Consider the following 24,497-nt stretch of genomic DNA (forward strand, 5'->3'; position numbering starts at 1 on the left):
CAATCAGGATATAAGACCATGTTAGGGTTTCTTGTGACACCGCTGTTGATTTCCGTGCAAGACTTCGCTTTCCTCGGGGCGGAAGGCGAGCCTCCTCGTCGCTGACGCTCCTGTGGGGTCTCACCTATTCCGCTTTTCCCGCAGGAGTCTTCGTCTTGCACTCCAATCAACAGCTAGAACCAGTTAAATACACTGTGTATGCTTTTAAAATAACATTAAAAAATCCGAACGTTTTCGATTTTCATGAAAGAATATCGAATAATCGTTCGGATTTTTCTTTGGCTAAAACCCTTTTGTCCCAGCCTTGTTTTTTTCCTTAAGCTTCTACAGTTTTCGTATATTGTTTCTTGAATAATCCTACAAAGAACACAGCAGTCAATGCCACGAACACAATGAAGTACCCTATCAGGATAAAGAGATTTTGCCACATGAAGGCAAAGTCCCCGCTTGAGATGACCGCTTTGAACGCTGCCACCGAGTACGTCATCGGTAACAGTGCACTAATTGGTTGCAGTGCAGTCGGGATTAATTCCAGTGGGAAAGTACCCGCACTCGTTGTTAATTGTAGAATCAAAATGATGATAGCTACAAATCGTCCAGGATCACCAAGGATTGTAACCAGCATCTGAATCAGTGCCAGGAAGGTAAGACTCGTAATAATAGTAGAAAGTAAGAATAATGGTACACTTTCTACTTCAAGACCTAATCCAAAGAGTAAAATCGCTGATGCTATCAGTGATTGGATGATCCCCACTGAAGTAAGAACAGTGAATTTACCCAGGAACCAACTCATTCCACTTGATGGGCGGTCAGATGGTTCTCGGAGTGGGTACACAATGGAGATCAATAATGCTCCGACAAATAGTCCAAGAGATAAGAAATATGGAGCAAACCCGGTTCCATAGTTTGGAACATGATTGATTTTCTCATTTTTCACATCAACCGGTCCTGCCATCATGTCGTACGTATCGTCATCCGCTTTGACACTATTTGCTTCTTTTGCTGCATCTTTTAATTTCGTTTCATATTCTGTAGTTCCATCTGATAGTTTCGTAGATCCTTCTGCAAGCTCCGTTGAGCCATCTGCCAGTTTCTTGGATCCATCTGCTAATTGATTGGAACCATCGTATACCCGGTTGAGACCTGTGCTTAGTTCATTCGCTCCTGAAGCAAGACCTACCGTTCCTTGGTATACGTCTCCAAGTTTCTTATTTAATAAACCGTAGTTTTCTACTACTTTGTTTTGACCGGCAACAAGCTGATTTGAGCCTTCATCTAGCTGAGCTGATCCTGCTACAAGCTGATCGACGCCACCTTGTAGTTTTTTCTGACCTTCATTTAATTTACCGATATTATTAGCTAAGTCGTTTGCTCCGCCTTGTAATCCGGTTATTCCGGTGCTTAATGAACCTGTACCTGTTTCAAGTCCTGAGGCACCATTTTTAATCTTATCTATAGCCGCTTTTAACTCTTCCTGTTTTTCTTTAGGAAGGCTCCCCATAAACGGAGCTAATTCCTGTTCAAGTTTTGTTGCTCCTGCTCCAATTTCTTGTGCACCGGTTTGCGCTCTATCCGCGCCGCCTTTCAATGCACCGATCTGATCGGCAAGGTATTTAGATCCGGCCTGTAATTTTGCGGTATTGTCTACTGCACTATCCAGCCCTGTATTAACCTGTTCCAAACCTGCCTTGCTTTTATTGATTCCGCCAGCTAGGGAGTTCAACCCAGTTTGAACATCCTGCGTTCCTTTATACAATTGTTGAGATTTATCCGTCATAATCCCGACACCGTCAGATAATTCCTGAGAACCTTTTGCCAGTTTCTCAGCACCAGCACGGGTTTTTGCCACACCGTCCGTCATCTCGACGTTCTTCTCAGCAAGGACGGCTAAATTGTCCTTTAGCTTCTTTGCGCCTTGAGATAAATCAAGGGCTCCATTATTGATTTCGCCTGCTTTATCGCTGGCAGTCTGGAAACCGTCTCCCATTTCTTGAATCTTATCAAACATCGTTTCAGCATACGTTTCGGAAACAGATTTAGAGAGACTTGCTTTGATCTCTTTCATGGCCGTATCCCCGATTTGAGCAGATAAGAAGTTAAAGCCCTCATTTGGTACATATTTCAGAGAAAGCTTCTTAGGATTCTCTTCTAACAATGTTGTGCCATTTTCAGAGAAATCTTCTGGAATTTCTACAAGCATGTAATAATCCTGCTTCTCCAGGTTCTTATACCCTTCCTCTTTATCAACGAAATGAAAATCGAATTGATCACTATCCTTCAACTTATCAACCAGATCCGATCCGATATGCAATTCTTCTCCGTCAAACTCTGCACCCTGATCGCTGTTTACAACTGCAACCGGCAAATCTTTTAGCTGCTCGTATGGATCCCAGAATGCCCAAAGGAACATCCCACTGTATAGTACAGGTATAAAGAGAACAGCTAGTATTGGAATTAGCAGTTTTTTATTTCTGAAAATCGCTTTAAATTCTGAACCAATAAATGAATTCTTCATGTTTTCCTCCTAGTAATATATTATGAGTAACTATTGACCAATAAGTTCAAATGGTCACTTAAATGTATAAATTATTGACTATATTATTCAAGTAGTCAATAATTGTTGAAAATGAAGGACTATCTTTTTGATAACCCTTTAATTAAATATAGTTCAAAGAGATTGGCTATTTCATCTTTATCAAGTGGTCCATGCGTACGTTCCCAATCGAAGATTAGTGAAACATATAGTTTGAGCATGACAAATGCGGTCATATTCGGGTCGCATGGCTTAATCGCTCCTGAGGCAATCGCTTTTTCAATTCGATGACTCAAAAATTCAATGACCACTTTCTCCATTCGATCAATGACTTCTGATACAGCAGGTGTTCCCATTTCCCGTGCTTCTTGATAAAGCTTGATCGTCAGCTTATGCTCTTTACGGAATTCTAGCAAACGAAACAATGCACGGTGCACATTTACTGAAAATGTTGATTCCGACTCAATTGCCTCTTCTGCTTGCTGTTTCATTTCATTAATTAATGATGAAACAATCTCGTCAAACAATTCTTCCTTGTTTTTAAAAAACGTATAAATCGTTCCTTTGCCGACATTTGCCAATTTAGCTACTTGATCCATCGTCGTGGCTTTATATCCAAACAATGAAAACGAATTAGTGGCTGCATCCAGAATTTGTCTCTTTCGATCAATTGCCATGAATTCACTCCTCGTATTGACCGTTTGACCATTTTTGTAATTTAGTCATTTTGTTAACATTGATAAATTTACCACATCTTTCTCCGTTACACAAGTTTTTTTTCTCATCTCAGCTTAATCATATTTCATAAAGAATAAGCCCTCATGAATAGGCTATAAGAATAAGGTTTGTTTGGAGGTCTCATATGAATATTTACGTGGTGAAAAGCGGGGATTCACTTTGGTCGATTGCTTCTGGATATCGGGTTGATGTAAATCAAATCGCGTATGGTAATCAGCTAAAGAACCCGAATATACTTGTAATTGGACAAAGTCTTCTCATTCCAGAACCTTTAAAGGAATATATCGTGCAGCCAGGTGACACGTTATATGCAATTAGCCAGAAGTACTCTATTTCTGTTAAAGAACTGCTGGAATTCAATCAAATGTCAGATCCATCACAGCTGTTTGTCGGTCAATTAATTGTCATGCCTGCCTTTATCCATAAAGTAAAATCGGGAGAATCACTCTATGTTATTTCCTATAACCATAAAGTTCCCCTTCAGGAAATATTGAATGCAAACTCAATCTCTAATCCATCACTGATCTATCCGAATCAACAGATCAGGATTCCAAACCCTAAGTCTGTCATTGCAGTCAATGCCTATACAACCCGAACAGATGTTGAAGGAATAGCAGAAGTAAATGGACTGGGGAGTTATTTCTCTTATTTAGCACCTTTCACCCATACCATTACGAAAGATGGATCTATCACGGAATTGAATGATGCTGGTCTCATTTCGGCTTCATTGAATCAAAATGTCGATCCATTACTCGTTCTCACCAATTATTCAGACGGGAAGTTCAACTCTGATTTAGTTGCTACCATTTTAAGGAGTGAATCACTGCAGAATACGTTAATTGAATCTATTTTAAAGAAAATGAATACGAAAGGCTACAAGGGATTAAATATCGATTTCGAATACGTCTATCCTGAAGATCGGGAAAATTATAATTCATTCTTAAGAAGAACCGTTGCTTCATTGAGGCCTAAGGGCTATTCCGTTTCAACCGCCCTCGCCCCCAAAATAAAAGGCGATCAAAAAGGGCTCCTATACGAAGCCCATGATTATAAAGCTCATGGCGAAATTGTCGACTTTGTCATCCCCATGACATATGAGTGGGGATGGGCAGGCGGTAAACCATGGGCGATCGCCCCTATTAATGAAGTCAAGAAAGTATTGGACTATGCTGTTACCGTCATCCCAAGAAACAAAATCCTGATGGGGACTCCCCTTTATGGACGTGACTGGAAGGTCCCTTGGGTAGATGGAACCTTCGCTAAAACCGTCTCACCAGAAGGAGCAATTGATCTGGCTAGTAAATACGGTGTTAGAATTCAGTACAATGAGGAATATCAATCTCCATTCTTCACATATTGGGATGAAACCGGTCAAAAACACGAAGTATGGTTTGAAGACGCCAGGAGCATGCTGGCGAAACAAAAAACGCTTGATGACTATGGATTAAGAGGCCTAAGCTACTGGGTGCTCGGTTCTGCCTTTCCACAGAACTGGGTGCTTCAGCATTCCAGGTATCGGGTTGTGAAATGAGGAAGGCACCTTCTGTTATGAGCAGAGGGTGTTTTTCTGAGTAAAAGAGATGAACAAGAAAAAATACAACTGTGCTAACTCCATCTAGACATCCATCCCCTTGTAATTATTCCAGTGTCCTTTAGCACCATCTCCAAACAAAAAAAACCACCGGCTATCCGGCGGTCCTCATCAATACGATTTCAAATACTCCAATACCTTGGTAACGGTCTTTTCGCCCTGCCCGATGCAATCAGGAATACTTAGCCCGTTATATGAACTGCCGGCTATGAAAACGCCAGGCAGAGTGGCTTCCGCTTGATCATACATTCCTTGGATACGTTCACCATGACCTACCGTATACTGCGGCATGGAATTTTTATAACGGGAAACGATAGTAAAATCTGGCCCGCCTTCGATATCCATAATCTTTCCCAAATCTTCCAGGACGATTTGTTCAAGATGATCATCGGATAAATCCACGATGGTTTCATCGCCTGACTTGCCCAGATAACATCTCAATAGTGCTTTTCCTTCCGGTGCAGTGTGTGGCCATTTTTTATGGGTCCATGTTCCGGCAGTCAAGGAGTAGTCACTGTTACGTGAAACGAGGAATTCTGTGCCGGCAATGTCTTTTTTTATTGCATTTTGTGAAAATCCCATTGCAACTGTTGCAACAGAGGTAGCAGGCATGTCTTTCAAGAAAGCTAAGAATGGATACCTAGGGAACATGGATTGCAATACATGATGGGGGGTGGTGACGATTACACTGTCCGCTTCCATCTGTTCCCCGTTTGTAAAGGTAACCGTATAATCATTGCTGTCTTCTTTCTCAATGTCGGTTACTTTCATGCTTTTGTAGACTGTATTTGGGGCGAGACGTGCCTCCATTTCATCAATCAGGGATTGAAGGCCACCCTTGAATGTCAAGAAGTTTCCCTCTTCATTAGAGTTGGCACCGTGACCGCCCTTTTTGATACCTGCAATCAAACTTCGGTGTTTTTGTTCAATCTCATAGAGCTGCGGAAAAGTGGACATTAAGCTTAACTGATCGATATCCCCAGCGAAAATCCCAGTTAAGAGAGGTTCTATCAAATGATCAACGACTTCATCTCCCATTCTCCTTCTAAAGAATTTCCCGAGTGACTGATCTTCACTTTCTTGTGAACGTGGAAGAACAAAATCTGCTGCTGCTCTCATTTTTCCTGTTAATGAAAATAAACCTGTTGTGATGAATGGAGCGATTTGAGTTGGAATTCCTACGATGGATCCCCCGGGTATAGGATAGAGTTCACCGCCCGCTATCACATAGGACGCGCCCTTGCGATTCCGAATGAGCGCATCTTTCATTCCAAGATTTTCTGCTAAGCGAGAGACTTCCGTTTTGGTTGATAAACAGGAATCTGGTCCCTTTTCGATAACATAGCCGTCCTTTTTCAAGGTTTGGACTTTCCCACCCAGTCGATGGGTTGCTTCTACAAGCTTTATTTCGATGGGAAGTTTTTTTTCTATTATTTCCTGTTGCAAATAATAAGCCGTCGTTAATCCGGTGACCCCCCCACCAATGACTACGACCTTTTTGGTTTGTTGTTCCAACACGTTCATCGCCTTCTTTAACAAAATATCTTCAATTTCAACAATAGAGAAGGACTAAAGCAGTGAGATTGAACTCATTTGCTTCAGTCCTTCCTTTGTTTCAGCCAAAAACGAGAAATTATTTTAGGTGCTTTAACACGACATCTGCCATTGCATCGATGAATTCCGGTTTGGCATTCGGCATTTCCGGACGATAGTAGGAAGCACCGATATCATCTGTTACTACTTTGCATTCATAATCATTGTCATATAACACTTCAAGATGATCGGCTACAAACCCTACCGGGGTGTACACAAACGTCGTATAGCCTTTTTCCTTATAAAGATCTCTTGTCAGATCTTGAACGTCAGGTCCGATCCATGGATCAGGCGTGTTTCCTTCACTTTGCCATCCAACCGCATAATCTTTCACGCCTGCACCATCTGCAATCATCTTCGCTGTTTCCTCTAATTGCATTGGATAAGGGTCACCAGATTGAAGAATACGTTCAGGTAAGCTGTGAGCGGATACGATGAGGACTGCTTTGCTGCGCTCATCCTCAGACATCCCTGCATACGTTTCCTTCACTCTATCCGTCCAATACTGAATGAATTTGGGTTCCGCGTACCAGCTCTCAACGGAAGTAATCTGAGGTCCACCCAGTTTTTCTGCAGTTTCCTTCGCACGTCCATTGTAGGATTTCACGCTGAACGTTGAGAAATGTGGAGCAAGTACAATCGAAACTGCTTCTTCAATGCCGTCATTATGCATTTGTTCCACGGCGTCTTCTACAAATGGTTCAATATGTTTCAAGCCCAAGTACATGGTGAATTCAATCTCGTCTTGAATATGATTCAGATGTTCTTCCAGGCTCTGCGCTTGTTCAAGCGTGATCTTCGCCAGTGGAGAAATCCCTCCAATGGCTTCGTAACGTCCACGAAGATCTTCGAGTAATTCACTTGAAGGGGCTCTTCCGTGGCGGATGTGTGTATAGTACCGTTCCAAATCTTCTTCTTTATACGGTGTCCCGTAGGCCATCACCAATAGACCCATTTTTTTCTTTGTCATATCATTTCACCTCATTATCAGTATCATACATTTCATTATTGTGCCATGTTTCTCTCATAGAATCCATGTAAAGACACATGTGAATGTGCTCTATCTCGCACTGTATTCATGTACGAAGGCTGCTAAGCGCTTTAATGTATCCGGTTGAACTTGCGGGAATACTCCGTGCCCCAAGTTAAAGATGTGTGTAGGAAGTTCCATCCCCTGGTCGAGGATCTCTTTTGCTTTTTCTTCAATCACGTTCCACGGAGCCAGAAGAATCGCGGGATCAAGATTCCCCATAACCGTTTTGGAGATGCCTCTGTCACGTGCTTCTGTAATAGGCAGACGCCAATCCAGGCCAACAACATCAATCGGAAGGTCATGCCATTCATTCGCCAGGTGACTTGCTCCTACACCAAACATAATCAATGGTACGTTCTCTTCCTTTAATTCATTAAAGATTCTTTCCATAACCGGCTTAATGAACGTGCGGTAATCCTGTACGTTCAAGGCACCGACCCAAGAATCGAATATTTGGAAAGCAGATGCCCCCGCCTTGATCTGAGCTTTCGCATAAGTGACCGTCATCGTAGCCAATTTATCCATTAAAGCAAACCAGGCTTGTGGTTCTGCATACATGAAAGCTTTTGTCTTATTATAGTTCTTCGAAGGTCCCCCTTCAATCATGTAGCTCGCCATTGTAAAGGGTGCACCAGCAAAACCTATTAAAGGAACCGATAATTGCTCCTGCGTCAATAATTTAATAGTGTCCAGAACATAAGGAACATCATGTTCAGGATCGATTTCTCCCAACTTTTCAACATCCGCTGTCGTACGGATAGGATTATCGATGACAGGGCCTATTCCTGACTTAATCTCCACATCCACTCCAATAGAAGGAAGTGGTGACATGATATCCTTATAAAGAATCGCTGCATCGACATCATATTGTTCAACCGGCAGCCTTGTCACATATGCACAAAGCTCTGGTTGGTGTGTAATTTCAAACAGAGAGTATTTCTCTTTAATTTTACGGTATTCAGGCTGTGAACGACCAGCTTGTCTCATATACCAAACCGGAGTATAGTCCGTCTTTTCTCCCCTTGCCGCTCGTAAAAAAGTATCATTCATTTGTTTCATACCTTTGTTCGTCCACCTTTCTATGTAACTCCATTATTCCCATTGTATACTAATTTGAGTAGATTCTAAAATTGTCCTATTTTCAATATGACCGCTCGAATTGTAACCCTTTTAAACTATAGACGTTTTAATGAGAATTGTATAGTTATCAAGGGAAAATGTCATAAATTTGCCGATTTTCACTGGGTAATGAAAAAATATCCAAAAATCATGTTAGATGAGATTAGGAAAAGGGAAGAGTATATATAGAAGTAACTAATTTATAGAGGTGATTTGGATGAAGCTATATATGACAACCGGGACCCACGAATTTCTACAAAAAATAATGGATGAACACTCCAATGAAAAGATGATCTTAATGCAGGGCGAAGATGCATTGCTTTTACATGAGACTAGTGGAGAAAGCGTGTTTGAATCTCCACGACGCTATGAAATTGTCGATCAATCTGGTGAACTTGAACATAAAGGATATGTGGTGTTCAATAACATCCCCGTATCCGACGAGGGTCGTCCGCTGTTTGAATACCGCTTTAAAAATCGTGCAGGATTGATTGAAAAAGTGCCGGGCTTTACAGCGATTCGTGTCCTTCGACCGTTAGACAGTGATACATATGTGATCATGACTCTTTGGGAAGATGAAAAAAGCTTCCTGGGTTGGCAGGAGTCGAAGCAATACGAAAAAGCACACGCCAAGCGCGGAACTGAAGAAGGGATCGATAATCAGAAAGATATCTTCCCCCGGGCTTCCTATGTAAGTAAATACTACGTTTCAGGTCAGTCCTAACGACAAAGCTGCCAAACTTCTGGCAGCTTTTTTTTAATGCTTTATGAATCTTAACAATTACAGTTGAGGTGTACATACATAATTACAAAAAAATAACAGTATACTTTATCGTGTTGGTCACAGGATGTTTATTTCATACCCTGAATGAAAGGAGAGAAGTATTGATGAGTCAAACATGTCTGCTTCTGATTGATTTCCAAAAGGCATATAGTCATTCTCTATGGGGAAAACGAAATAATCCTAATATGGAAAAGAACGCTTATCAACTTTTACAAGGTTGGAGAGAAAAAGCCTGGCCAGTAGTTCATGTGCAACACTCTTCTATTAATATGGAGTCGCCACTGCATTCAAGTTCATCAGGTTTCGATATTCTAGATGATTTCCGACCTTTACGAAATGAAAAACAAATCATCAAGCACGTTAATAGCGCTTTTATCGATACCGATTTAGATTTATATTTAAAAAAGGAAAAATATACATCCCTTGTCGTGATGGGTTTCACGACGAATCACTGCGTTTCCGCTACCGTTCGCATGGCTTCTGACTTAGGGTATGAGGTAACGGTTCCTTTTGACGCCACTGCATGCTTTGAAACCTATTCATATGACGGTTCGCTATTTTCTGCAGAAATTGTTCAGAGTCTTTCACTTGCGAATCTTCATCGAGAATTTTCCACTATCGCTTCAACAGAGTCTCTGTTATCGTCACTTTTAAGACTGAGCAAACCAGCAATATTCTAAACAAATTCATGCTCTCGCAAAAGGGGCTTAGTCAAGGAGAATGGAATCATTCCCCTTGACTAAGCCCCTTTTGCGTATCTATTTGTATCTTCAACTAGATAAAAGCTCTTATTCTTTCTTTCCTCCCCGATACACGATCCCATTGCGATTCGCATAAATCGCTGCTTGCGTTCGATCCGCCACATCAAGCTTGCTCAGGATATTGCTGACATGAGTCTTAACCGTCTTTACCCCGATAAACAGACTTTCAGATATTTCCTGATTCGTCATTCCCTCCCCAAGACACTGAAGAACCTCCATCTCCCGTGATGTTAATTCTTCATGTGGTTTCCTCTCTTGAGGGCGGAATCGGTTCATCATTTTATCAGCTACCTTAGAAGCAATGACAGACTCCCCCTTCACCGCCTTATAAACAGCATCTGCCACTTCTTCTGCACTTGCCGTTTTTAATAGGTAGCTATGGGCACCAGCTTCAATGGCAGGAAACACCTTTTCATCATCATAATAGCTCGTTAAAATAATAATTTTACAATGTGGGTGAAAGCTTAGGATCTTCTTTGTCGCCTCGATCCCGTTTCCGTTTTCCATCAATAAATCCATAAGAATGACGTCTGGCATATACAATTTGGCAAGTTGGGCAGCTTCATTTCCACTCTTCGCTTCTCCTAGAAATTCAATCCTGTCCTCAGTAAGCAAATACGTTTTCATTCCCAAACGGACCATTTCGTGATCATCTACAATCATAACCTTAACCTTATCCACCAGTTTTCCTCCTTTGATTAGACCGGGATACGGAGATCGATATATGTTCCTTCACTTTCTTTCGATCGGATTTGAAACAATCCCCCTATTTCCTCGGCCCTCTCTCTCATCGTTTGAAGTCCATATGACGTCATCTTGTTTTTCTTTAAATCGAAGCCTTTTCCATTGTCACTGATGTACAAGCTTACATACCCATCCTTTTTCTCCGACACAATCTTCACTTTTGTTGCATCAGAATGACGCAGTATATTGGAAAGACTCTCCTGGATGATCCTGAACATATGCGTTTCGGTCCCTTTCGACAGGTTTTCAATTCCATCAAGATTGGCATCAATCTCGATAGACGTCTTTTCCTTTAATTCTCTTATTAAAATAGTTAACGCTTCGCAAAGACTTTCTCCCTTTAAATCAATCGGGCGGAGATGAAGAAGAAGGGCTCTCATCTCCCCTTGTGCTTTCTTTGCGATTTCGGCAACTTGCTTCACGATGATTTCAACCTTTTCACTATCCGTTCCTACACTTTTTTGCGCTGCGGAAGAAAGCATATTTAACGCGAATAATTGCTGACTGACAGAATCATGCAGATCCCTTGCCAGCCTTTGCCGCTCTTCCATTACAGCAGCTTGATGAGCCTGATCAGCAAGCTCGGATTTTTCATCAGCCAACCTCTGGAGTGATTTCACCTGTTCTTGGATAAACACAGCCAGCTGATTCAATTCATCTGATAAAATTCCAAGTTCATCATGTTCAAATCGTTCCACCCGTGCCGAAAATTTTCCGCTTCTTAGTAAAGTAATGAATGTCGAGATATCGTCGATTCGACCTTTAAACGTATAGCCTGTACGAAAGCCAAAATAAATACTTAACAATAGAAGAATAACTGCTAACCATATGGTCAAATAAATCGATAATTCAAGTGAAATGCTTGGATCATCTGAAAAAACCAAATACATTTGCAATGAAATAAAGAACAACAGAATAGCCATAACAGACATCATAAAAAAACTTTTAAAGATCCAGATTCGAATATTTGAGGATTTGTTCAAGCTCTCCCCTCCTTAATTAACAATGTTGACCCTACACTCTATTTATTCGGATGGAGCCGATTTTTACATCAACAGACAATTTTATTTTTTTGACTGCCTGTTCGTATTCCGGAGAACGGTATTGGAGCTCAGAACGGATATCAGCAGACTTCTGCTCAAACAATTTCACATCCCCCACCTGTACGTTCAAGGTGATATCCACAGGTACATTTTCCGGAATGATCATCTTCACATCGCCAATCCAGCCTTTGATATCAATGGTCGTTTCCCCTTCAGGAATAAACGCTTTGCTGAAATCAAAATAGTAATCTCCAATAGCGTTGTATAGTTTCATATTTTCCAGTGGCCAATTCGCCTCTGAAAATCGAATATCCCCTACGATGAATCCTCTGTTCATTTTATTCTTTTTCAAAGAGGCATCTTTCTCATCTTCAAAAGTCATTTTCGATGATGATTTTTCATATGGATATTCGTTGCTGATGCTTACTTTGATAGGCTTCTTACTAATTCCGCGATTAATGGCAATCGCGATAATGAAGATTGGCCACAACTTCCACCAACTTGCATAATCAAAATCCACCACCCCATACTTATCAAGAATGGCTAAAGAGCCCAGCGCTAAACTAAAGAGCCCCACAAGTAATTTCCCGAAGCTTTTCTTCAAAAAGCTGTCTAACGTCCACTTCAAACCAAGCAGTAGTAACAAAATAGGAATTATATTGACAAATATCTGCGTTATTTCCAAGGAAATGACACCGATATTCAAGAGTAACAACAAAAGCCCTATTGCCATTAATAAAAACGAGAAAAACCATTGCTTCCTTCCCCTGTACCTCATACAAGCACCACCTTCACATCTATTATTATTTTCGCTATAAATTGGACATTTCCTGTTATGTCTATCATTATAGATTGTTTTCCCTTCATGGGTGAGGAGCATCGGCATGATTCTATCTCCGTCTCAAGACGGAAAATTATCGCTATGCAGTATCACACCTTTTCCATAGTTTCATAACCTATAGTACAGATCAGGGCAAATGCCTATCAATTGAGGAACGATTTTAGAGGAGGTTTTTCTAATGGGGATTGATTTAACTTCTCTTCATTGGATTTATTTAGCTTTCATTGGGTTGATTATTCTATTTATGATTTTTCGTAAAGATACGACGGTTGTTTGTATCCTAGGAATCTTCAGTATCGCTTTGGTTGCAACAGGCTCTTTAAGTGGTTCGATCAGTAGTATATTTAATAGCTTTATCTTTGCCATCACCGAACTTCTATCTACCATTCTTGTGATTTCCATCATCGTTGCCATGAGTAAGGGGCTGACGTCTACAGGGGTTAATGATATTATGATTCGCCCTTTCACTAAATTCATCCGGACACCTGCCCTTGCTTATTGGACGATTGGTCTGGTGATGATGTTTATTTCTTGGTTCTTCTGGCCATCTCCTGCAGTAGCACTCCTGGGTGCAGTGTTGGTACCTGTTGCCCTACGGGTTGGATTACCTGCTCTCGGCATTGCCATGGCTATGAACTTATTCGGTCACGGTATTGCTCTTTCAGGCGACTTTGTCATTCAAGCAGCCCCAAAGTTGACGGCTGATGCCGCAGGAATACCGGTATCTGAGGTTATTTCAGCCAGCATTCCGCTCATTATTGTCATGGGCGTCGTCACAACCGTTACTGCCTTCATTTTCCTTAAGAGAGATATGAAGAGAGGGATCCTGACCGTGGATCCAAGCGCTCTCTCGACTATCACACAAGATCAGGATTCTTCTCCTAGTCTACTTTCAACACGCTGGAAGAAACTCATTGCTCTTCTCATCCCTATCCTCTTTGCTCTCGATATTACAGCAATGGTTGTGTTTGACCTTCAAGGCGGTGATGCAACGGCACTAATCGGCGGTACATCCATCGTCATTTTGCTCCTGATTTCACTTGCCGCTTTCAAAGGAAAAGGATTGGAAAAAACGACTAGTTTCTTGATTGACGGGTTTCAGTTTGGGTTTAAGGTTTTCGGTCCCGTGATTCCGATTGCCGCTTTCTTCTACCTGGGAGATTCAGGCTTTCAAACGATCATCGGGGACTTCCTCCCTTCAACGTCTCACGGCATCGTCAATGACCTCGGGGCATCCCTGGCTGCAGCCGTACCGCTTTCAAAAGCGGTAGGTGCAATCACACTTACAACTGTGGGGGCAATTACAGGTCTTGATGGATCGGGGTTCTCCGGCATTTCCCTTGCAGGTTCCGTGGCTCATCTGTTTGCCGAAAGCATCGGATCAGGCATCGCCACCCTAACTGCTCTAGGGCAAGTGGCAGCCATTTGGGTCGGAGGTGGCACACTTGTCCCATGGGCACTCATCCCTGCAGCAGCCATCTGCGGAGTCGACCCATTCGAACTTGCCAGACGCAACCTGTTACCTGTTGTCATTGGATTAATAGCCACCACCATCGTTGCCATGTTTTTACTCTGAATAATCGGAGGGACGGACCTAGAATTTGAGGTCCGTCCCTCCTGTTTGTTTCTCCTATTTTCCGGGTCTCTTCTCGTAAAGAAAGATACATAGTACGAAGAATGGGTATGCCAGTAGGAATCCCGCTGCAACATCTGACGGGTAATGAGCTTGTTCTGCCACTCTGCTAAACCCTGTGAGGAGGGCGAGGATCACTGCGAAGGTAAAGGTCGTCACTTTCAACCGTGTGGACGAAAATTCTTTACTGATGAAATAAGCAATCACCAATAAGAAGGTAAGTCCCACCATGGCATGACCGCTCGGAAAGCTGAATCCCTCTTCCCCATGCGAAAAAGGGGGTCTTTCTCTTTTCATTAAGCCTTTGATGGCTTTATTCAGTACGTTGCTTCCAGCTACGAGTACAACGACGGTAAGAATTCCAACATAGTCTTTCTTGACCCACCAAAGGTACAGAATCAGGGCGATTGATGCAATTCCAATCACCAGCTCGGTTCCGATCACTGAAAAACTTTCTATAAAGGAAACCCCTCTCATCTTCGTCAACAGATCATTTTCGCCGAAAATTTCCATCTCATGAAAAACATAATGTGCGATGGTCATAAATAGTACGAATGAAATAATGGCTGATATGTATTGGACTTTCTTCATTGTATTCCCCCTTGAAAATCTCTCCAATAATCCACTCATCTCTCCTCAATAAATGTTATACTATTCGTAATATTCATCAAATATAAGGAGGTTCTTCACTTGCTGAATGAATTATATCAGAAATTGGAAGATCGTTGGATAGAAATGGTTGATATCAGAAGATTTCTTCATCAACACCCGGAATTATCCTTTCAGGAAACTAACACGGCAACGTATATTGCCGATTACTATAAGGGCATCGGCGTTCCCGTTCAAGAACAGGTTGGAGGCAACGGTGTCGTGGCGAGGATCGAAGGAGCCCTTCCAGGTAAGACCGTGGCTCTTCGGGCAGATTTTGACGCTCTCCCCATCCACGATGAAAAGGACGTGGAATATCGCTCTACTGTTCCCGGTGTCATGCATGCCTGTGGTCATGACGGACATACAGCATCACTTCTAGTATTGGGAAAAACCCTTCATGAAATGCGTGATACCCTTTCAGGTACAGTGGTCCTCATTCATCAGCACGCTGAAGAATATGCACCTGGAGGGGCCAAGTCCATGATAGAGGCTGGTTGCCTGGACGGTGTGGATGTCATATTCGGCACCCATTTGTGGTCAACAGAACCCCTGGGGAAAGTTCTTTATCGAACTGGTCCGATCATGGCTGCAGCCGACCGCTTTGAAATTGTGATCAAAGGATCCGGTGGTCACGGTGCACAGCCACATAAAACGAAGGATTCTATTGTGATTGGATCGCAAATTGTTTCAGAGCTTCAGCAAATTGTCAGTAGAAGAGTGAACCCCATCGATCCTGCTGTGGTGACAATTGGTTCCTTTATGGCTGATAATGCTTTTAATGTCATCGCTGATTCAGCTAAATTAATCGGAACGGTCCGTACCTTCAATCCTGAAGTCAGGGACTTTATTGAAGAAGAAATCGAACAGATTTTGAAAGGGGCTTGCCTTTCAGGTCGATGTGGCTATGAATATGTGTATGACCGAGGATATCCTGCGGTTGTCAATCACCCTGAAGAAACAGAACTCTTTATCCAAAGTGCCGTTACTGTAGATGAAGTTCACACCGTGGATGAAATCGACATGCAAATGGGCGGTGAAGATTTCTCCTATTATTTGGAACATGTGAAGGGCACTTTCTTCTTTACCGGGGCCAAACCGGATCATGTGGATATCGCATTCCCTCACCATCATCCAAAATTCGACATTAACGAAAAAGCTCTCCTCATTGCAGCCAAATCCCTGGCAGCAGCTACAGTTCACTATCAGGAAAAGCATTCCGTCTCAAAAACGGTTACGAAATAATTCAAAAAAGGATCAGGGGCACCTGATCCTTTTCTCTTAATAAAAACGATGATTCTTTTCAATCTTGCTAACAACCAGCACCCACCATATCAAGAGTGGCTGAAATAATAACCTCACCCATAGAAGGGCTTCGTTCGCTTCTTCCTGCCCCGGTGCAGGGATCCCCTTAATAGCCGCATAAATATTTGCAGGGAAAATGAGAACTAAATAGATCGCAGTTACAATTCCGGTTTTTTCCCGCGTCTTTGGAATCAGCAGCAAAATTGACAAGATGAATTCCATGATCCCCGTAATATAAACTAGTTCTTCTCTTAGAGGAAAAAATCCTGGAATCATTTTCGAGAATCCTTGAGCTTCAATAAAATGGAACACCCCTGCTAAAAAGAAGAAGAAGGAGAAAAGAAAAAGTCCTACGATCTTCAATCCTTTTTTCCGTTTATTCATCTATTAAACACCTCTCCATCACAAAGTACCCTTACTTTATCACTATACATGAAGTCCTAATGGAAATAAAAAGATGCAGTTTGCTCTTCTCCATGGCCTAAAGAAAAGAGGATCGACCATAACGATCAATCCTCCCTACAGTACTATACTAAATCACTAAAGTAACGGATCCGATAAGCAAATTTTGCCACCTCCCCAAGATGATCCAAGAGCTGATAATTCGCATAAGCCCCGATAACAGCCCCGACTCCCGGGATGAGCTGCAGCATCTTCACAAAATCGATGTAGTCCCGATACTCTTGTTGAAAAGTCTTCCAATCTAGTTCCATCAGTTTTTCTTTTTCCACTTCCCAGTTTTCGATGACCTGGAGGATATCCTTCTTGTGAGAATCACTGGAAAACGCAAGTTGAAAAACGTATAGAATAAATAGACGTTCCTCATATTGTTTTGGATTATACCCGTGAATCGTAGCGCATTCGCTTAAAAATTTCATCTTAATGGACAGAAGCAGAGGGAAATCAGCTAGTCCAAGGAAAATCCCACCTGCTCCTGTGCCTGCCCCTTCAATGGTGGCAGCTTTCCGATAAAATTCCATTCGTTCTTTCATCAATACTTCCCGTTCTGCCAGGGAAGGCTGTAATACAATCGTCTGGAGGGAAACCCATTCACTTCCCTTCAAAGTCACTTCTACCATTCTCTTGATACTCTCCGTGACGACTTTATGGGCTTTTTCAGGAATCCATCGATTCACTTTCGTTTGGGCCTGCTTAGAAACCCTTTGAAAAATGGACGATTTCCTGGTGTATTTTCGTTTCCAGGATTCCAACTCTTCTCTTTCCCTGTTCACAGAGTACCACCATCCTTTTTGATTAGCCTTCACACATTATACGTTTCATGCTACTGGATCGTTTCACCAAAACAGGGATTCTTCCATCTTCTTCAACCGCTTCACTAGGTAGAATTGACTAAAAAAGATGGAAAAGGTTATTCCAGAGAGCAGGGTGATAAGCCCCTCAAGCCAGGCTCCTCTTACAAAGATGGGAAGGGAAAATACGACTGCTTGGACCATCATCGACTGATTCATGATTTTTTGGAAGGATGATTTCTTCAACTTCCTTGAGACTGGATAGATGAGAACCCAAATCTTATAATCAAAACGCTTAAATAATGGGATCAACTGGAAAGCGGTCAAATATAAAAACACCAATGTCGTCAAAATGCTGAAGATAAAAGAAGAATTCGAATAAATCAACAACACTCCGATCAAAGTCAAACGTATATAAAGACCTGAATATTCACTTGTCCTCACAAGCGATCGTAGATATAAATAGCGATAGGTTGACGCTTGTGAGAAAGGTGCCTTTACTAGCCAATCAAGCCATTTTCTCCGATGAACCTTCCCTTTCAGCTTCGGAACGTCCGTGAACATATTGGCAATGCGGTAAAAGATCAGCATACGCTGCTGCTCCAAATTAATTAATAAATCCCATTTAAGGTTTTTCCCTTTTGTTGATTGATAAAAATATAGGGCATATCCGATCATCAATAAAGCGACTACAATTGTCATCCATATAGGAGCTCCTGATAAAACAAGGAAAACGAGTGCCGCGCTCAAAAGAAATCGAACAAGACTATCCGTGAAGTGGACTTCCCTTTCCTGATACCTTAACATGCTAAAGCGGACATAGAGATTCCATACTTTCATGACCAATACAAAAACAAGAAGTGGTAGAAAATTGCTGAAACTGCCTCCGGTAACAGCCACATACATAGGCATAAGGGCCGCCAGAACAAGCAGTTGAATGTATGATTGGAACATGAAGCTGATCCAAATGCATTTCGTGAAGTAACTTGATAAACGCTCCTCCAATGGTAAAAGGAACACCGCGTCTGCTTCCTTCAGGAAAGTATACACAGGACTCCATGCCAATAAAAGACCCAAGATGACCGCCATAATGAGAGGAGCCGGGAAGGTGGAGTCTAGTGTCTTCACCCACTGGTTATATGTAAATGCCGCTCCCCCCAATGCAAAAATCAGAACAAATAACAAGTGGTCATTGAACATGTATTTCAAGTATTTTTGAAGTTCCTGATTATACTCTACGAGCCGCTTCTTCCAGATTCCTTCAACGCTATTCATCATCTGATTCTTCCTTTGTCAGCTGGATATAAATATCATCTAAAGTCGCATCAGGCATAGAGAATTCACGTCGAAGCTCATGTAGCGTCCCTTTCGCACGGATTTTCCCTTCATGAAGGATAATGAATGAATCACAATACCTTTCGGCCGTTGCCAATATATGAGTTGACATCAAGATGCCTGCACCGTTACGCTTCATCTCTTCCATCCAATCCAATAATGACTGAATCCCAAGGGGATCAAGACCTACAAAGGGCTCGTCAATGATATAGAGGCTAGGCTGAATTAGGAATGCGCACATGATCATCACCTTTTGCTTCATCCCCTTTGAGAAATGAGCTGGGAACCAGTTCATTTTCTTCTCCATCCGAAACGCTTTCAGGAGCTTATCGATTCTTCTCTTATATTCAGATTCTGATAAACCATAGGCCATAGCTGAAAGCTTCAGATGCTCCTCTAACGTTAATTCATCGTATAAAATCGGTGTCTCCGGTATGTATGAGAATTGTTTACGATATTGATCCGCATCGCCTTTCAACGTATGTCCATTGATGGAAACCTGGCCTACCTTTGCTTCCATCAGTCCGATGATGTGTTTGATGGTCGTACTTTTCCCTGCTCCGTTCAATCCGATTAATCCCACAATTTCGTTGGATTGTATGGAAAAGGAAATATCCCTTAAGACAGGCTTACGAGTATAGCCACCTACAAGATGTTTGATTTCTAATAATGACACGAGCAGCAACGTCCTTTCTGTACTACATGTATTATTTCTATTTTACCAAAATTTCGTGGTGAAGGCATATTTGAAAGAAATACTTTCCATAATTTAGAATTCATAACCTCCCTAAATATGCACATCATAATATCAGAAGGGGCCAGCAATAAGAAAAAGGGGATGGTTGTTAAAGACCAGCTAACCAATTTCACTATTGTTTGCGACTTGAAGGCTACGTCGTCTTCTATAGTGAATGACACACTCACCAAATTCATTTAATCAAAAAATTGATAAATGAGGTGTTTGTTAAAGCACATTTTGACTAAATCAACTTTCTTTATATGCTTACGTTAGCCTACCGAGATAAGGGGATGGTCAGTTTGCACAGAGTCATTCATGTTTCTAGAGATCTACACATATCATCCTTATAGCAAATGAGGTGTTTGTCCAAGACGGCATACAGTTTCTATTGTCTTAATTGCTTAAATAGCGAATAGATAAGGGGATGGTCGCATTGAACAATATTCATTCTACCCAAGAATGGTACACTTTTCGAAGCTACTAGCGAATGAGGTGTTTATCAAAGAGAATGAAGCCTGACATTTAACCTTTACAGTATTACCCCTTCAGAAGAGAGGCAGGAAAATCGTTCCTGTCTCTTCTTCATTTATTTTCTTATTAATGGTAAAATACATACACTATTATTGAAAGGTGGAAATGAATATGAGCGACTGTATTTTTTGTAAAATCATTGATGGTGAAATCCCTGCAATGAAAGTCTACGAAGATGAACATGTCCTTGCTTTTCTTGACATCAGCCAAGTGACGAAAGGCCATACCCTCCTTATTCCTAAAGTACATAAAGAAAATGTATACGAGCTGACACCTGATATGGCGAGTCATCTCTTCTCTGTTGCACCTAAGATTGCAAACAGTATCAAGAATGAATTTAACCCTGTCGGAATGAACCTTTTAAGCAATGCAGGTGAAGAAGCAGGACAATCAGTCTTCCATTTCCATATGCACTTCATTCCACGCTACGGCAACGGCGATGGCTTTGGGGCCGTGTGGAAAACACATAATGATGACTACAGTCAGGAAGATTTAAAAGAAATTGCCGATTCAATCTCACAGCAGATGTCATAACGTATAAAAGGGCTGATCTCTTATCACAAAAGGGATCAGCCTCTTTTTGCGAACGTTACATCTTTGACATTATCCTTCAATATGTTATAATGTACCTATCTTTTCGCTAATGGCAATAGTGCACATTAGGAGAAGCAGAATTAAAGTTTAGTTTAGTTGAGGAGAGATGAGAAATGAATACAAAAACACTTGTATCCCTATCTTTATTAGTAGGGATTGGGGCTGTCCTGCACACAGTGATTCCTGGAATTTTCTTAGGAATGAAACCGGATATGATGTTGACGATGATGTTCTTAGGCATTATTTTATTCCCGGCGAAGAAAAACGTATTGCTTTTAGGTATTTTAACAGGAGTTATTTCAGGATTGACTACACAGTTCCCTGGAGGATTCTTACCAAACCTGATTGATAAGCCAATCACTGCATTCGTTTTTTACGGATTATTCTTGGCTACAAAGAAAATCACTCGTTCAATTGTAGGCGCTTCTGTTCTAACTGCTATCGGTACACTCGTATCAGGAAGTGTATTCTTGCTTTCTGCATATGTGATTGTTGGCCTGCCTGGAGCTTTCTTCGCTCTATTCGCAGCTGTCGTACTTCCGGCTACCCTTGTGAACGCTGGAGCAATGTTCGTTGTGTATCCGATTATCAACGGTATCTTAAAACGTTCAACCATTCGAGAAGCTGTCACAACAGAACAGCTATCCTAATTGAAATCATAGAAACGCCCTCCATTTAATGTGAACCTTCACAAACAAAATGGAGGGCTTTTTTCTATCAACTGACCGCAAACCATAAAAGTATTCCAATAAGAAACGTGATCACCCCACCGGAACCCATTATAGTTGCACGCTTTTTCAATATATTCTTAGGAGGATACATTCCTGGCCTTTGAATGCTAATGAAGTTATACACCATACTTAGAAATAATACGCCACTGAGAGCAAAGAAACCAAAGATTATCCCGTCCATTATGTTAGAACCTCCTCCTCTCCACCACCTCTTATCTTTATTTTTATGCGGTCAAAGAGTAAGATATGAGCCGCCTTGTTTCAATCTGTTCTAAAAGGGAAAAGGAGAATACATACTGATTGTAGAAATATAGTATTATAGAAATAGAATATCGAGGTGAATAACAGTGAATAAAAAATCTCTTGCTTACGGCCTTTTAATCGGTGGAGTAGTTGGAGGAGTCGCTTCCCTTCTTTCATCCCCTTCATCCGGAAAGGAAATCCGTGCACAAATCAAAGAAAAGAAAGACGATTGGACTGAAGTCATTGAAGACATGAAAGGTCATATTAGTGAATTGAAAGAATCCATCGGCACTCTCTCTGGGGAAGGAAAGGAAACTGTCCTCCAGCTTTCGAAGGATCTTCAAGCTTCCTTCAAACAATGGCAGGCTTCAACCGAGCCGAATAACCAAAGGCTTCAAGAAGAAATCCAGTCCATCCAACGAACGATTGAAGACTTAGAGAAGTCGATCAACTCTGCTAATACGTCGAATCAATAACAGGATCTCCCGCATGCCTTACAACCATTAAAGGCTGCGGGGGTTTTTCTTTATCTGTTTCCCCTGCAATCACTACTCCTTTCCCCACTAATATAACAACCAACTTCACGAAAAACTCCTCAATTTAATAATAAAATATTTTTTCTTCCTAACTTCTTTCAATATAATGATGATCTTTATAAATCCCTTCATCACGGTATTCCTTCCGCATTTATTTCATGTAAAACAGTAGATATTCAAGCCAAATATTATATACTTCTAAAAATTTTGTCAATTTAGCCTTTATTAATTATTACTTTATTGGCATAATAAAATATAAGCGCTTTCTTTTTTTAGATAGTTGTTTCAAAGAGTCATTTGGCCACTGGCTACACGAAAGCGTAAACTTTCTTGAATACAACCATCAGTACGGAACAGACTACAGAAAAAGATTTTCTAGCAAAGTGGGTGAATGAGATGAAGGAAAGAGAATTTACATTAAAAGAGGCAATGCTTTTCAGTCAAAGAATGGCTCAGCTTAGTAAAGCTTTGTGGAAAGCCATCGAAAAGGACTGGCAGCAATGGATCAAGCCATACGACTTAAATATCAATGAACATCATATTCTCTGGATTGCGTATCATTTAAAGGGTGCTTCCATTTCGGACGTAGCCAAATTTGGTGTTATGCATGTGTCCACAGCATTTAATTTCTCGAAGAAATTAGAAGAGCGAGAACTATTGGAGTTTTCTAAACGGGAGAATGATAAGCGGAATACGTATATTCAATTAACAGATAAAGGGGAAAAAATTCTTCTGGAGTTAATGAAGAACTATAAGCCTGAAAGCCATTCGATCTTCCAAGGCGTTTCTCCCTTACGTGAACTATATGGAAAGTTTCCGGAAATGATCGAAATGATGACGGTTGTGCGGAATATCTATGGAAATGACTTTATGGAAATTTTCGAAAAATCGTTTCATAATATTGATAATGATTTCTCAGATGACAACGGGAAACTTGGGGAACTCTTCCAAGATGAAGAAGAACTGGCTTAAGTTACAAGCTCTTCTTTAACTGTTTCATCAAAGCAGGATAAATGTCTTGGGTTATGCAGCTATCTACTACTTCATGCACGTCAAGACTTGCATGGAGCTCAGCTTCAAATTCCTTGAAAAGCGGAGTATTATACACAAATCCTTCCGCTTTTTGCTTTTCAATTTTCATGCTCAATCTATCACAAGTATTGAAGAATCTCATTACTTCTTTCTCTGATAACCCTTTTCGAATGATTAACCGATGAAATGGAAAACCGTTCTCAGGAATCATATCAGCCATCAATCGCTGATAATATTCAAGTTTCTCTATTCTTTTTATTAATTCATTCACACTAATCACCTGCTAAAATTCTCTTATTCTTATTGTACAAAACTATAACATACCTGTCTTCAAAACAATCCCAAAAAAATAAGAAAAAAACGTTCCAAAATGTATTGATTTTTTCCGGCAATCGTAATAAAGTATGTAAAGCACTTAATTAACAACTATTCGTCTAATGGAGGCGATTTTTTTATGCATTGCTGGAAAACAATCAACCTGGAAAAACAATTTGGATTTTACCGAGTCTTTTTACTTTCATCCATCATCATGATGATGGTATTCTCATTTATATACGTACCGATTAACTTGCTATTTCCGAGCGCATTCTACGATAGTCATTTTCTTGGCTTTTTCGTAGGACTGATGAGTATATATCCATTGCATAAGTTTTTTCACATCGTACCTATTTTACCGTTTGTGAAAAAAATAAAGTGTAAATGCAATCGGAAATTGTATCTATTGCCGATACTTTCATTGCGGGTGGACCAGCCCATTTCAAAATACCGTTATTTGGTGGCACTTGTTGCTCCCTTCTTCGTATTAAACAGTATTTTGCTATACGGATGCTTCCACTTCCCGCATTATTCCCATTACTTTACGATGCTGCTCGCATTTCATTCTGGCATCTGTGCCATTGACTTTATTTATGCAAAACAGCTGATGGATTCTCCAAAGAATGCATTAATTGAAGAAAATGAAGATGGATATGAAATATTGATTTATCAGTAAGGATGATGGATGGCCATTGAAGTAATTCACTCGATGGAAGAAATCATCCTTCTCATTTTTAAAGAGGCGATTTTCAAGAACGCTGCAGGCATTTCTGTTTAAAATGCTTTGTTGACGATTTAGGCAGTACTCTCGCTACCATTCGGAGA

The 24,497-nt window shown here is 41.0% G+C and carries 26 protein-coding genes; 10 read left to right on the forward strand and 16 right to left on the reverse strand.

Annotated elements, in window-relative coordinates:
* Nucleotides 1-316: 316 nt before the first annotated feature.
* Complete coding sequence (locus FGG79_RS08715; protein WP_138777311.1) at nt 317-2,515, reverse strand: YhgE/Pip domain-containing protein; 2,199 nt, start codon at nt 2,513-2,515, stop codon at nt 317-319.
* A gap of 119 nt (nt 2,516-2,634) precedes the next feature.
* The gene (locus FGG79_RS08720; RefSeq protein ID WP_138777312.1) at nt 2,635-3,210 is read right to left on the reverse strand and encodes a TetR/AcrR family transcriptional regulator; all 576 of its coding nucleotides are present in this window, start codon (nt 3,208-3,210) and stop codon (nt 2,635-2,637) included.
* Between the two features lie 185 nt (nt 3,211-3,395).
* Here FGG79_RS08720 and FGG79_RS08725 point away from each other — a divergent pair, with 185 nt between their 5' ends.
* On the forward strand, nt 3,396-4,802 hold the full coding sequence (locus FGG79_RS08725; RefSeq protein ID WP_138777313.1) for a glycoside hydrolase family 18 protein: 1,407 nt from the start codon (nt 3,396-3,398) through the stop codon (nt 4,800-4,802).
* 171 nt (nt 4,803-4,973) lie between these two features.
* Here the strand turns inward: FGG79_RS08725 and hemY are convergent, their stop codons facing one another.
* The 3 genes from hemY to hemE form a co-directional block, all read right to left on the reverse strand.
* Nucleotides 4,974-6,377, reverse strand: coding sequence for a protoporphyrinogen oxidase (hemY, locus tag FGG79_RS08730; protein WP_138777685.1), 1,404 nt, complete (start codon nt 6,375-6,377; stop codon nt 4,974-4,976).
* A gap of 118 nt (nt 6,378-6,495) precedes the next feature.
* Nucleotides 6,496-7,425 carry a ferrochelatase gene (hemH, locus tag FGG79_RS08735; RefSeq protein WP_138777314.1) on the reverse strand — a complete coding sequence of 310 codons (930 nt, stop codon included), beginning with the start codon at nt 7,423-7,425 and terminating at the stop codon, nt 6,496-6,498.
* Between the two features lie 90 nt (nt 7,426-7,515).
* A complete protein-coding gene (gene hemE, locus FGG79_RS08740) occupies nt 7,516-8,547 on the reverse strand; it encodes a uroporphyrinogen decarboxylase (RefSeq protein ID WP_138777315.1) in 1,032 nt (343 codons plus the stop codon).
* 277 nt (nt 8,548-8,824) lie between these two features.
* Between hemE and FGG79_RS08745 the strand changes: the two genes are divergently transcribed.
* Nucleotides 8,825-9,331 carry an antibiotic biosynthesis monooxygenase family protein gene (locus FGG79_RS08745; RefSeq protein ID WP_138777687.1) on the forward strand — a complete coding sequence of 169 codons (507 nt, stop codon included), beginning with the start codon at nt 8,825-8,827 and terminating at the stop codon, nt 9,329-9,331.
* Between the two features lie 164 nt (nt 9,332-9,495).
* Nucleotides 9,496-10,071, forward strand: coding sequence for a cysteine hydrolase family protein (locus tag FGG79_RS08750; RefSeq protein ID WP_240794222.1), 576 nt, complete (start codon nt 9,496-9,498; stop codon nt 10,069-10,071).
* 108 nt (nt 10,072-10,179) lie between these two features.
* Here the strand turns inward: FGG79_RS08750 and FGG79_RS08755 are convergent, their stop codons facing one another.
* From FGG79_RS08755 to liaF, 3 genes are read right to left on the reverse strand one after another with little or no spacing between them, the layout of a single operon-like run.
* Complete coding sequence (locus FGG79_RS08755) at nt 10,180-10,815, reverse strand: response regulator transcription factor (protein WP_138777689.1); 636 nt, start codon at nt 10,813-10,815, stop codon at nt 10,180-10,182.
* Nucleotides 10,816-10,850: 35 nt separating this feature from the next.
* Complete coding sequence (locus FGG79_RS08760) at nt 10,851-11,879, reverse strand: sensor histidine kinase (RefSeq protein ID WP_240794223.1); 1,029 nt, start codon at nt 11,877-11,879, stop codon at nt 10,851-10,853.
* Nucleotides 11,880-11,910: 31 nt separating this feature from the next.
* The gene (gene liaF, locus FGG79_RS08765) at nt 11,911-12,717 is read right to left on the reverse strand and encodes a cell wall-active antibiotics response protein LiaF (protein ID WP_171050842.1); all 807 of its coding nucleotides are present in this window, start codon (nt 12,715-12,717) and stop codon (nt 11,911-11,913) included.
* A gap of 241 nt (nt 12,718-12,958) precedes the next feature.
* Between liaF and FGG79_RS08770 the strand changes: the two genes are divergently transcribed.
* Nucleotides 12,959-14,356 (forward strand): hypothetical protein, encoded by a 1,398-nt coding sequence (locus FGG79_RS08770; RefSeq protein ID WP_138777317.1) that lies wholly within the window; start codon nt 12,959-12,961, stop codon nt 14,354-14,356.
* 54 nt (nt 14,357-14,410) lie between these two features.
* Here FGG79_RS08770 and FGG79_RS08775 read toward each other — a convergent pair whose 3' ends face one another.
* The gene (locus FGG79_RS08775) at nt 14,411-15,004 is read right to left on the reverse strand and encodes a phosphatase PAP2 family protein (RefSeq protein ID WP_171050843.1); all 594 of its coding nucleotides are present in this window, start codon (nt 15,002-15,004) and stop codon (nt 14,411-14,413) included.
* Nucleotides 15,005-15,103: 99 nt separating this feature from the next.
* Between FGG79_RS08775 and FGG79_RS08780 the strand changes: the two genes are divergently transcribed.
* On the forward strand, nt 15,104-16,306 hold the full coding sequence (locus FGG79_RS08780; RefSeq protein ID WP_138777319.1) for a M20 family metallopeptidase: 1,203 nt from the start codon (nt 15,104-15,106) through the stop codon (nt 16,304-16,306).
* A gap of 36 nt (nt 16,307-16,342) precedes the next feature.
* On the opposite strand, the gene FGG79_RS08785 is transcribed toward FGG79_RS08780, so the two are convergent.
* The 4 genes from FGG79_RS08785 to FGG79_RS08800 all read right to left on the reverse strand — a co-directional run bounded on the left by FGG79_RS08785 (nt 16,343) and on the right by FGG79_RS08800 (nt 19,627).
* On the reverse strand, nt 16,343-16,750 hold the full coding sequence (locus tag FGG79_RS08785; RefSeq protein WP_138777320.1) for a DoxX family protein: 408 nt from the start codon (nt 16,748-16,750) through the stop codon (nt 16,343-16,345).
* 143 nt (nt 16,751-16,893) lie between these two features.
* Complete coding sequence (locus tag FGG79_RS08790; RefSeq protein WP_138777321.1) at nt 16,894-17,598, reverse strand: EcsC family protein; 705 nt, start codon at nt 17,596-17,598, stop codon at nt 16,894-16,896.
* Nucleotides 17,599-17,661: 63 nt separating this feature from the next.
* Entirely contained in the window at nt 17,662-18,894 is a 1,233-nt protein-coding gene (locus FGG79_RS08795; protein WP_240794224.1) for an ABC transporter permease, read from the reverse strand.
* Entirely contained in the window at nt 18,884-19,627 is a 744-nt protein-coding gene (locus tag FGG79_RS08800) for an ABC transporter ATP-binding protein (RefSeq protein ID WP_138777323.1), read from the reverse strand. The genes FGG79_RS08795 and FGG79_RS08800 overlap by 11 nt, the downstream gene beginning before the upstream one ends.
* Before the next feature lie 705 nt (nt 19,628-20,332).
* On the opposite strand from FGG79_RS08800, the gene FGG79_RS08805 reads away from it, so the two are divergent.
* Both FGG79_RS08805 and FGG79_RS08810 read left to right on the forward strand, forming a co-directional pair.
* On the forward strand, nt 20,333-20,755 hold the full coding sequence (locus FGG79_RS08805; protein WP_138777324.1) for an HIT family protein: 423 nt from the start codon (nt 20,333-20,335) through the stop codon (nt 20,753-20,755).
* A 173-nt stretch (nt 20,756-20,928) separates the two neighbouring features.
* Nucleotides 20,929-21,465 (forward strand): tryptophan transporter, encoded by a 537-nt coding sequence (locus tag FGG79_RS08810; protein WP_138777325.1) that lies wholly within the window; start codon nt 20,929-20,931, stop codon nt 21,463-21,465.
* 67 nt (nt 21,466-21,532) lie between these two features.
* Here FGG79_RS08810 and yhzF read toward each other — a convergent pair whose 3' ends face one another.
* Nucleotides 21,533-21,727, reverse strand: coding sequence for a membrane protein YhzF (gene yhzF / locus FGG79_RS08815; protein ID WP_138777326.1), 195 nt, complete (start codon nt 21,725-21,727; stop codon nt 21,533-21,535).
* A gap of 166 nt (nt 21,728-21,893) precedes the next feature.
* On the opposite strand from yhzF, the gene FGG79_RS08820 reads away from it, so the two are divergent.
* Nucleotides 21,894-22,265, forward strand: coding sequence for a YtxH domain-containing protein (locus tag FGG79_RS08820; protein ID WP_171050844.1), 372 nt, complete (start codon nt 21,894-21,896; stop codon nt 22,263-22,265).
* Here FGG79_RS08820 and FGG79_RS22270 read toward each other — a convergent pair.
* The gene (locus tag FGG79_RS22270; protein WP_276607957.1) at nt 22,246-22,374 is read right to left on the reverse strand and encodes a hypothetical protein; all 129 of its coding nucleotides are present in this window, start codon (nt 22,372-22,374) and stop codon (nt 22,246-22,248) included. The genes FGG79_RS08820 and FGG79_RS22270 overlap by 20 nt on opposite strands.
* Nucleotides 22,375-22,721: 347 nt before the next feature.
* On the opposite strand from FGG79_RS22270, the gene FGG79_RS08825 reads away from it, so the two are divergent.
* A complete protein-coding gene (locus FGG79_RS08825; protein WP_138777693.1) occupies nt 22,722-23,297 on the forward strand; it encodes an HTH-type transcriptional regulator Hpr in 576 nt (191 codons plus the stop codon).
* Between the two features lies 1 nt (nt 23,298).
* On the opposite strand, the gene FGG79_RS08830 is transcribed toward FGG79_RS08825, so the two are convergent.
* On the reverse strand, nt 23,299-23,628 hold the full coding sequence (locus FGG79_RS08830) for a DUF1878 family protein (RefSeq protein WP_138777328.1): 330 nt from the start codon (nt 23,626-23,628) through the stop codon (nt 23,299-23,301).
* Nucleotides 23,629-23,811: 183 nt separating this feature from the next.
* On the opposite strand from FGG79_RS08830, the gene FGG79_RS08835 reads away from it, so the two are divergent.
* The gene (locus tag FGG79_RS08835; RefSeq protein ID WP_138777329.1) at nt 23,812-24,348 is read left to right on the forward strand and encodes a DUF3267 domain-containing protein; all 537 of its coding nucleotides are present in this window, start codon (nt 23,812-23,814) and stop codon (nt 24,346-24,348) included.
* Nucleotides 24,349-24,497: the final 149 nt, after the last annotated feature.

The sequence above is a fragment of the Bacillus sp. BHET2 genome, from assembly GCF_005938125.1.
Classification (GTDB): domain Bacteria; phylum Bacillota; class Bacilli; order Bacillales; family Bacillaceae_B; genus Rossellomorea.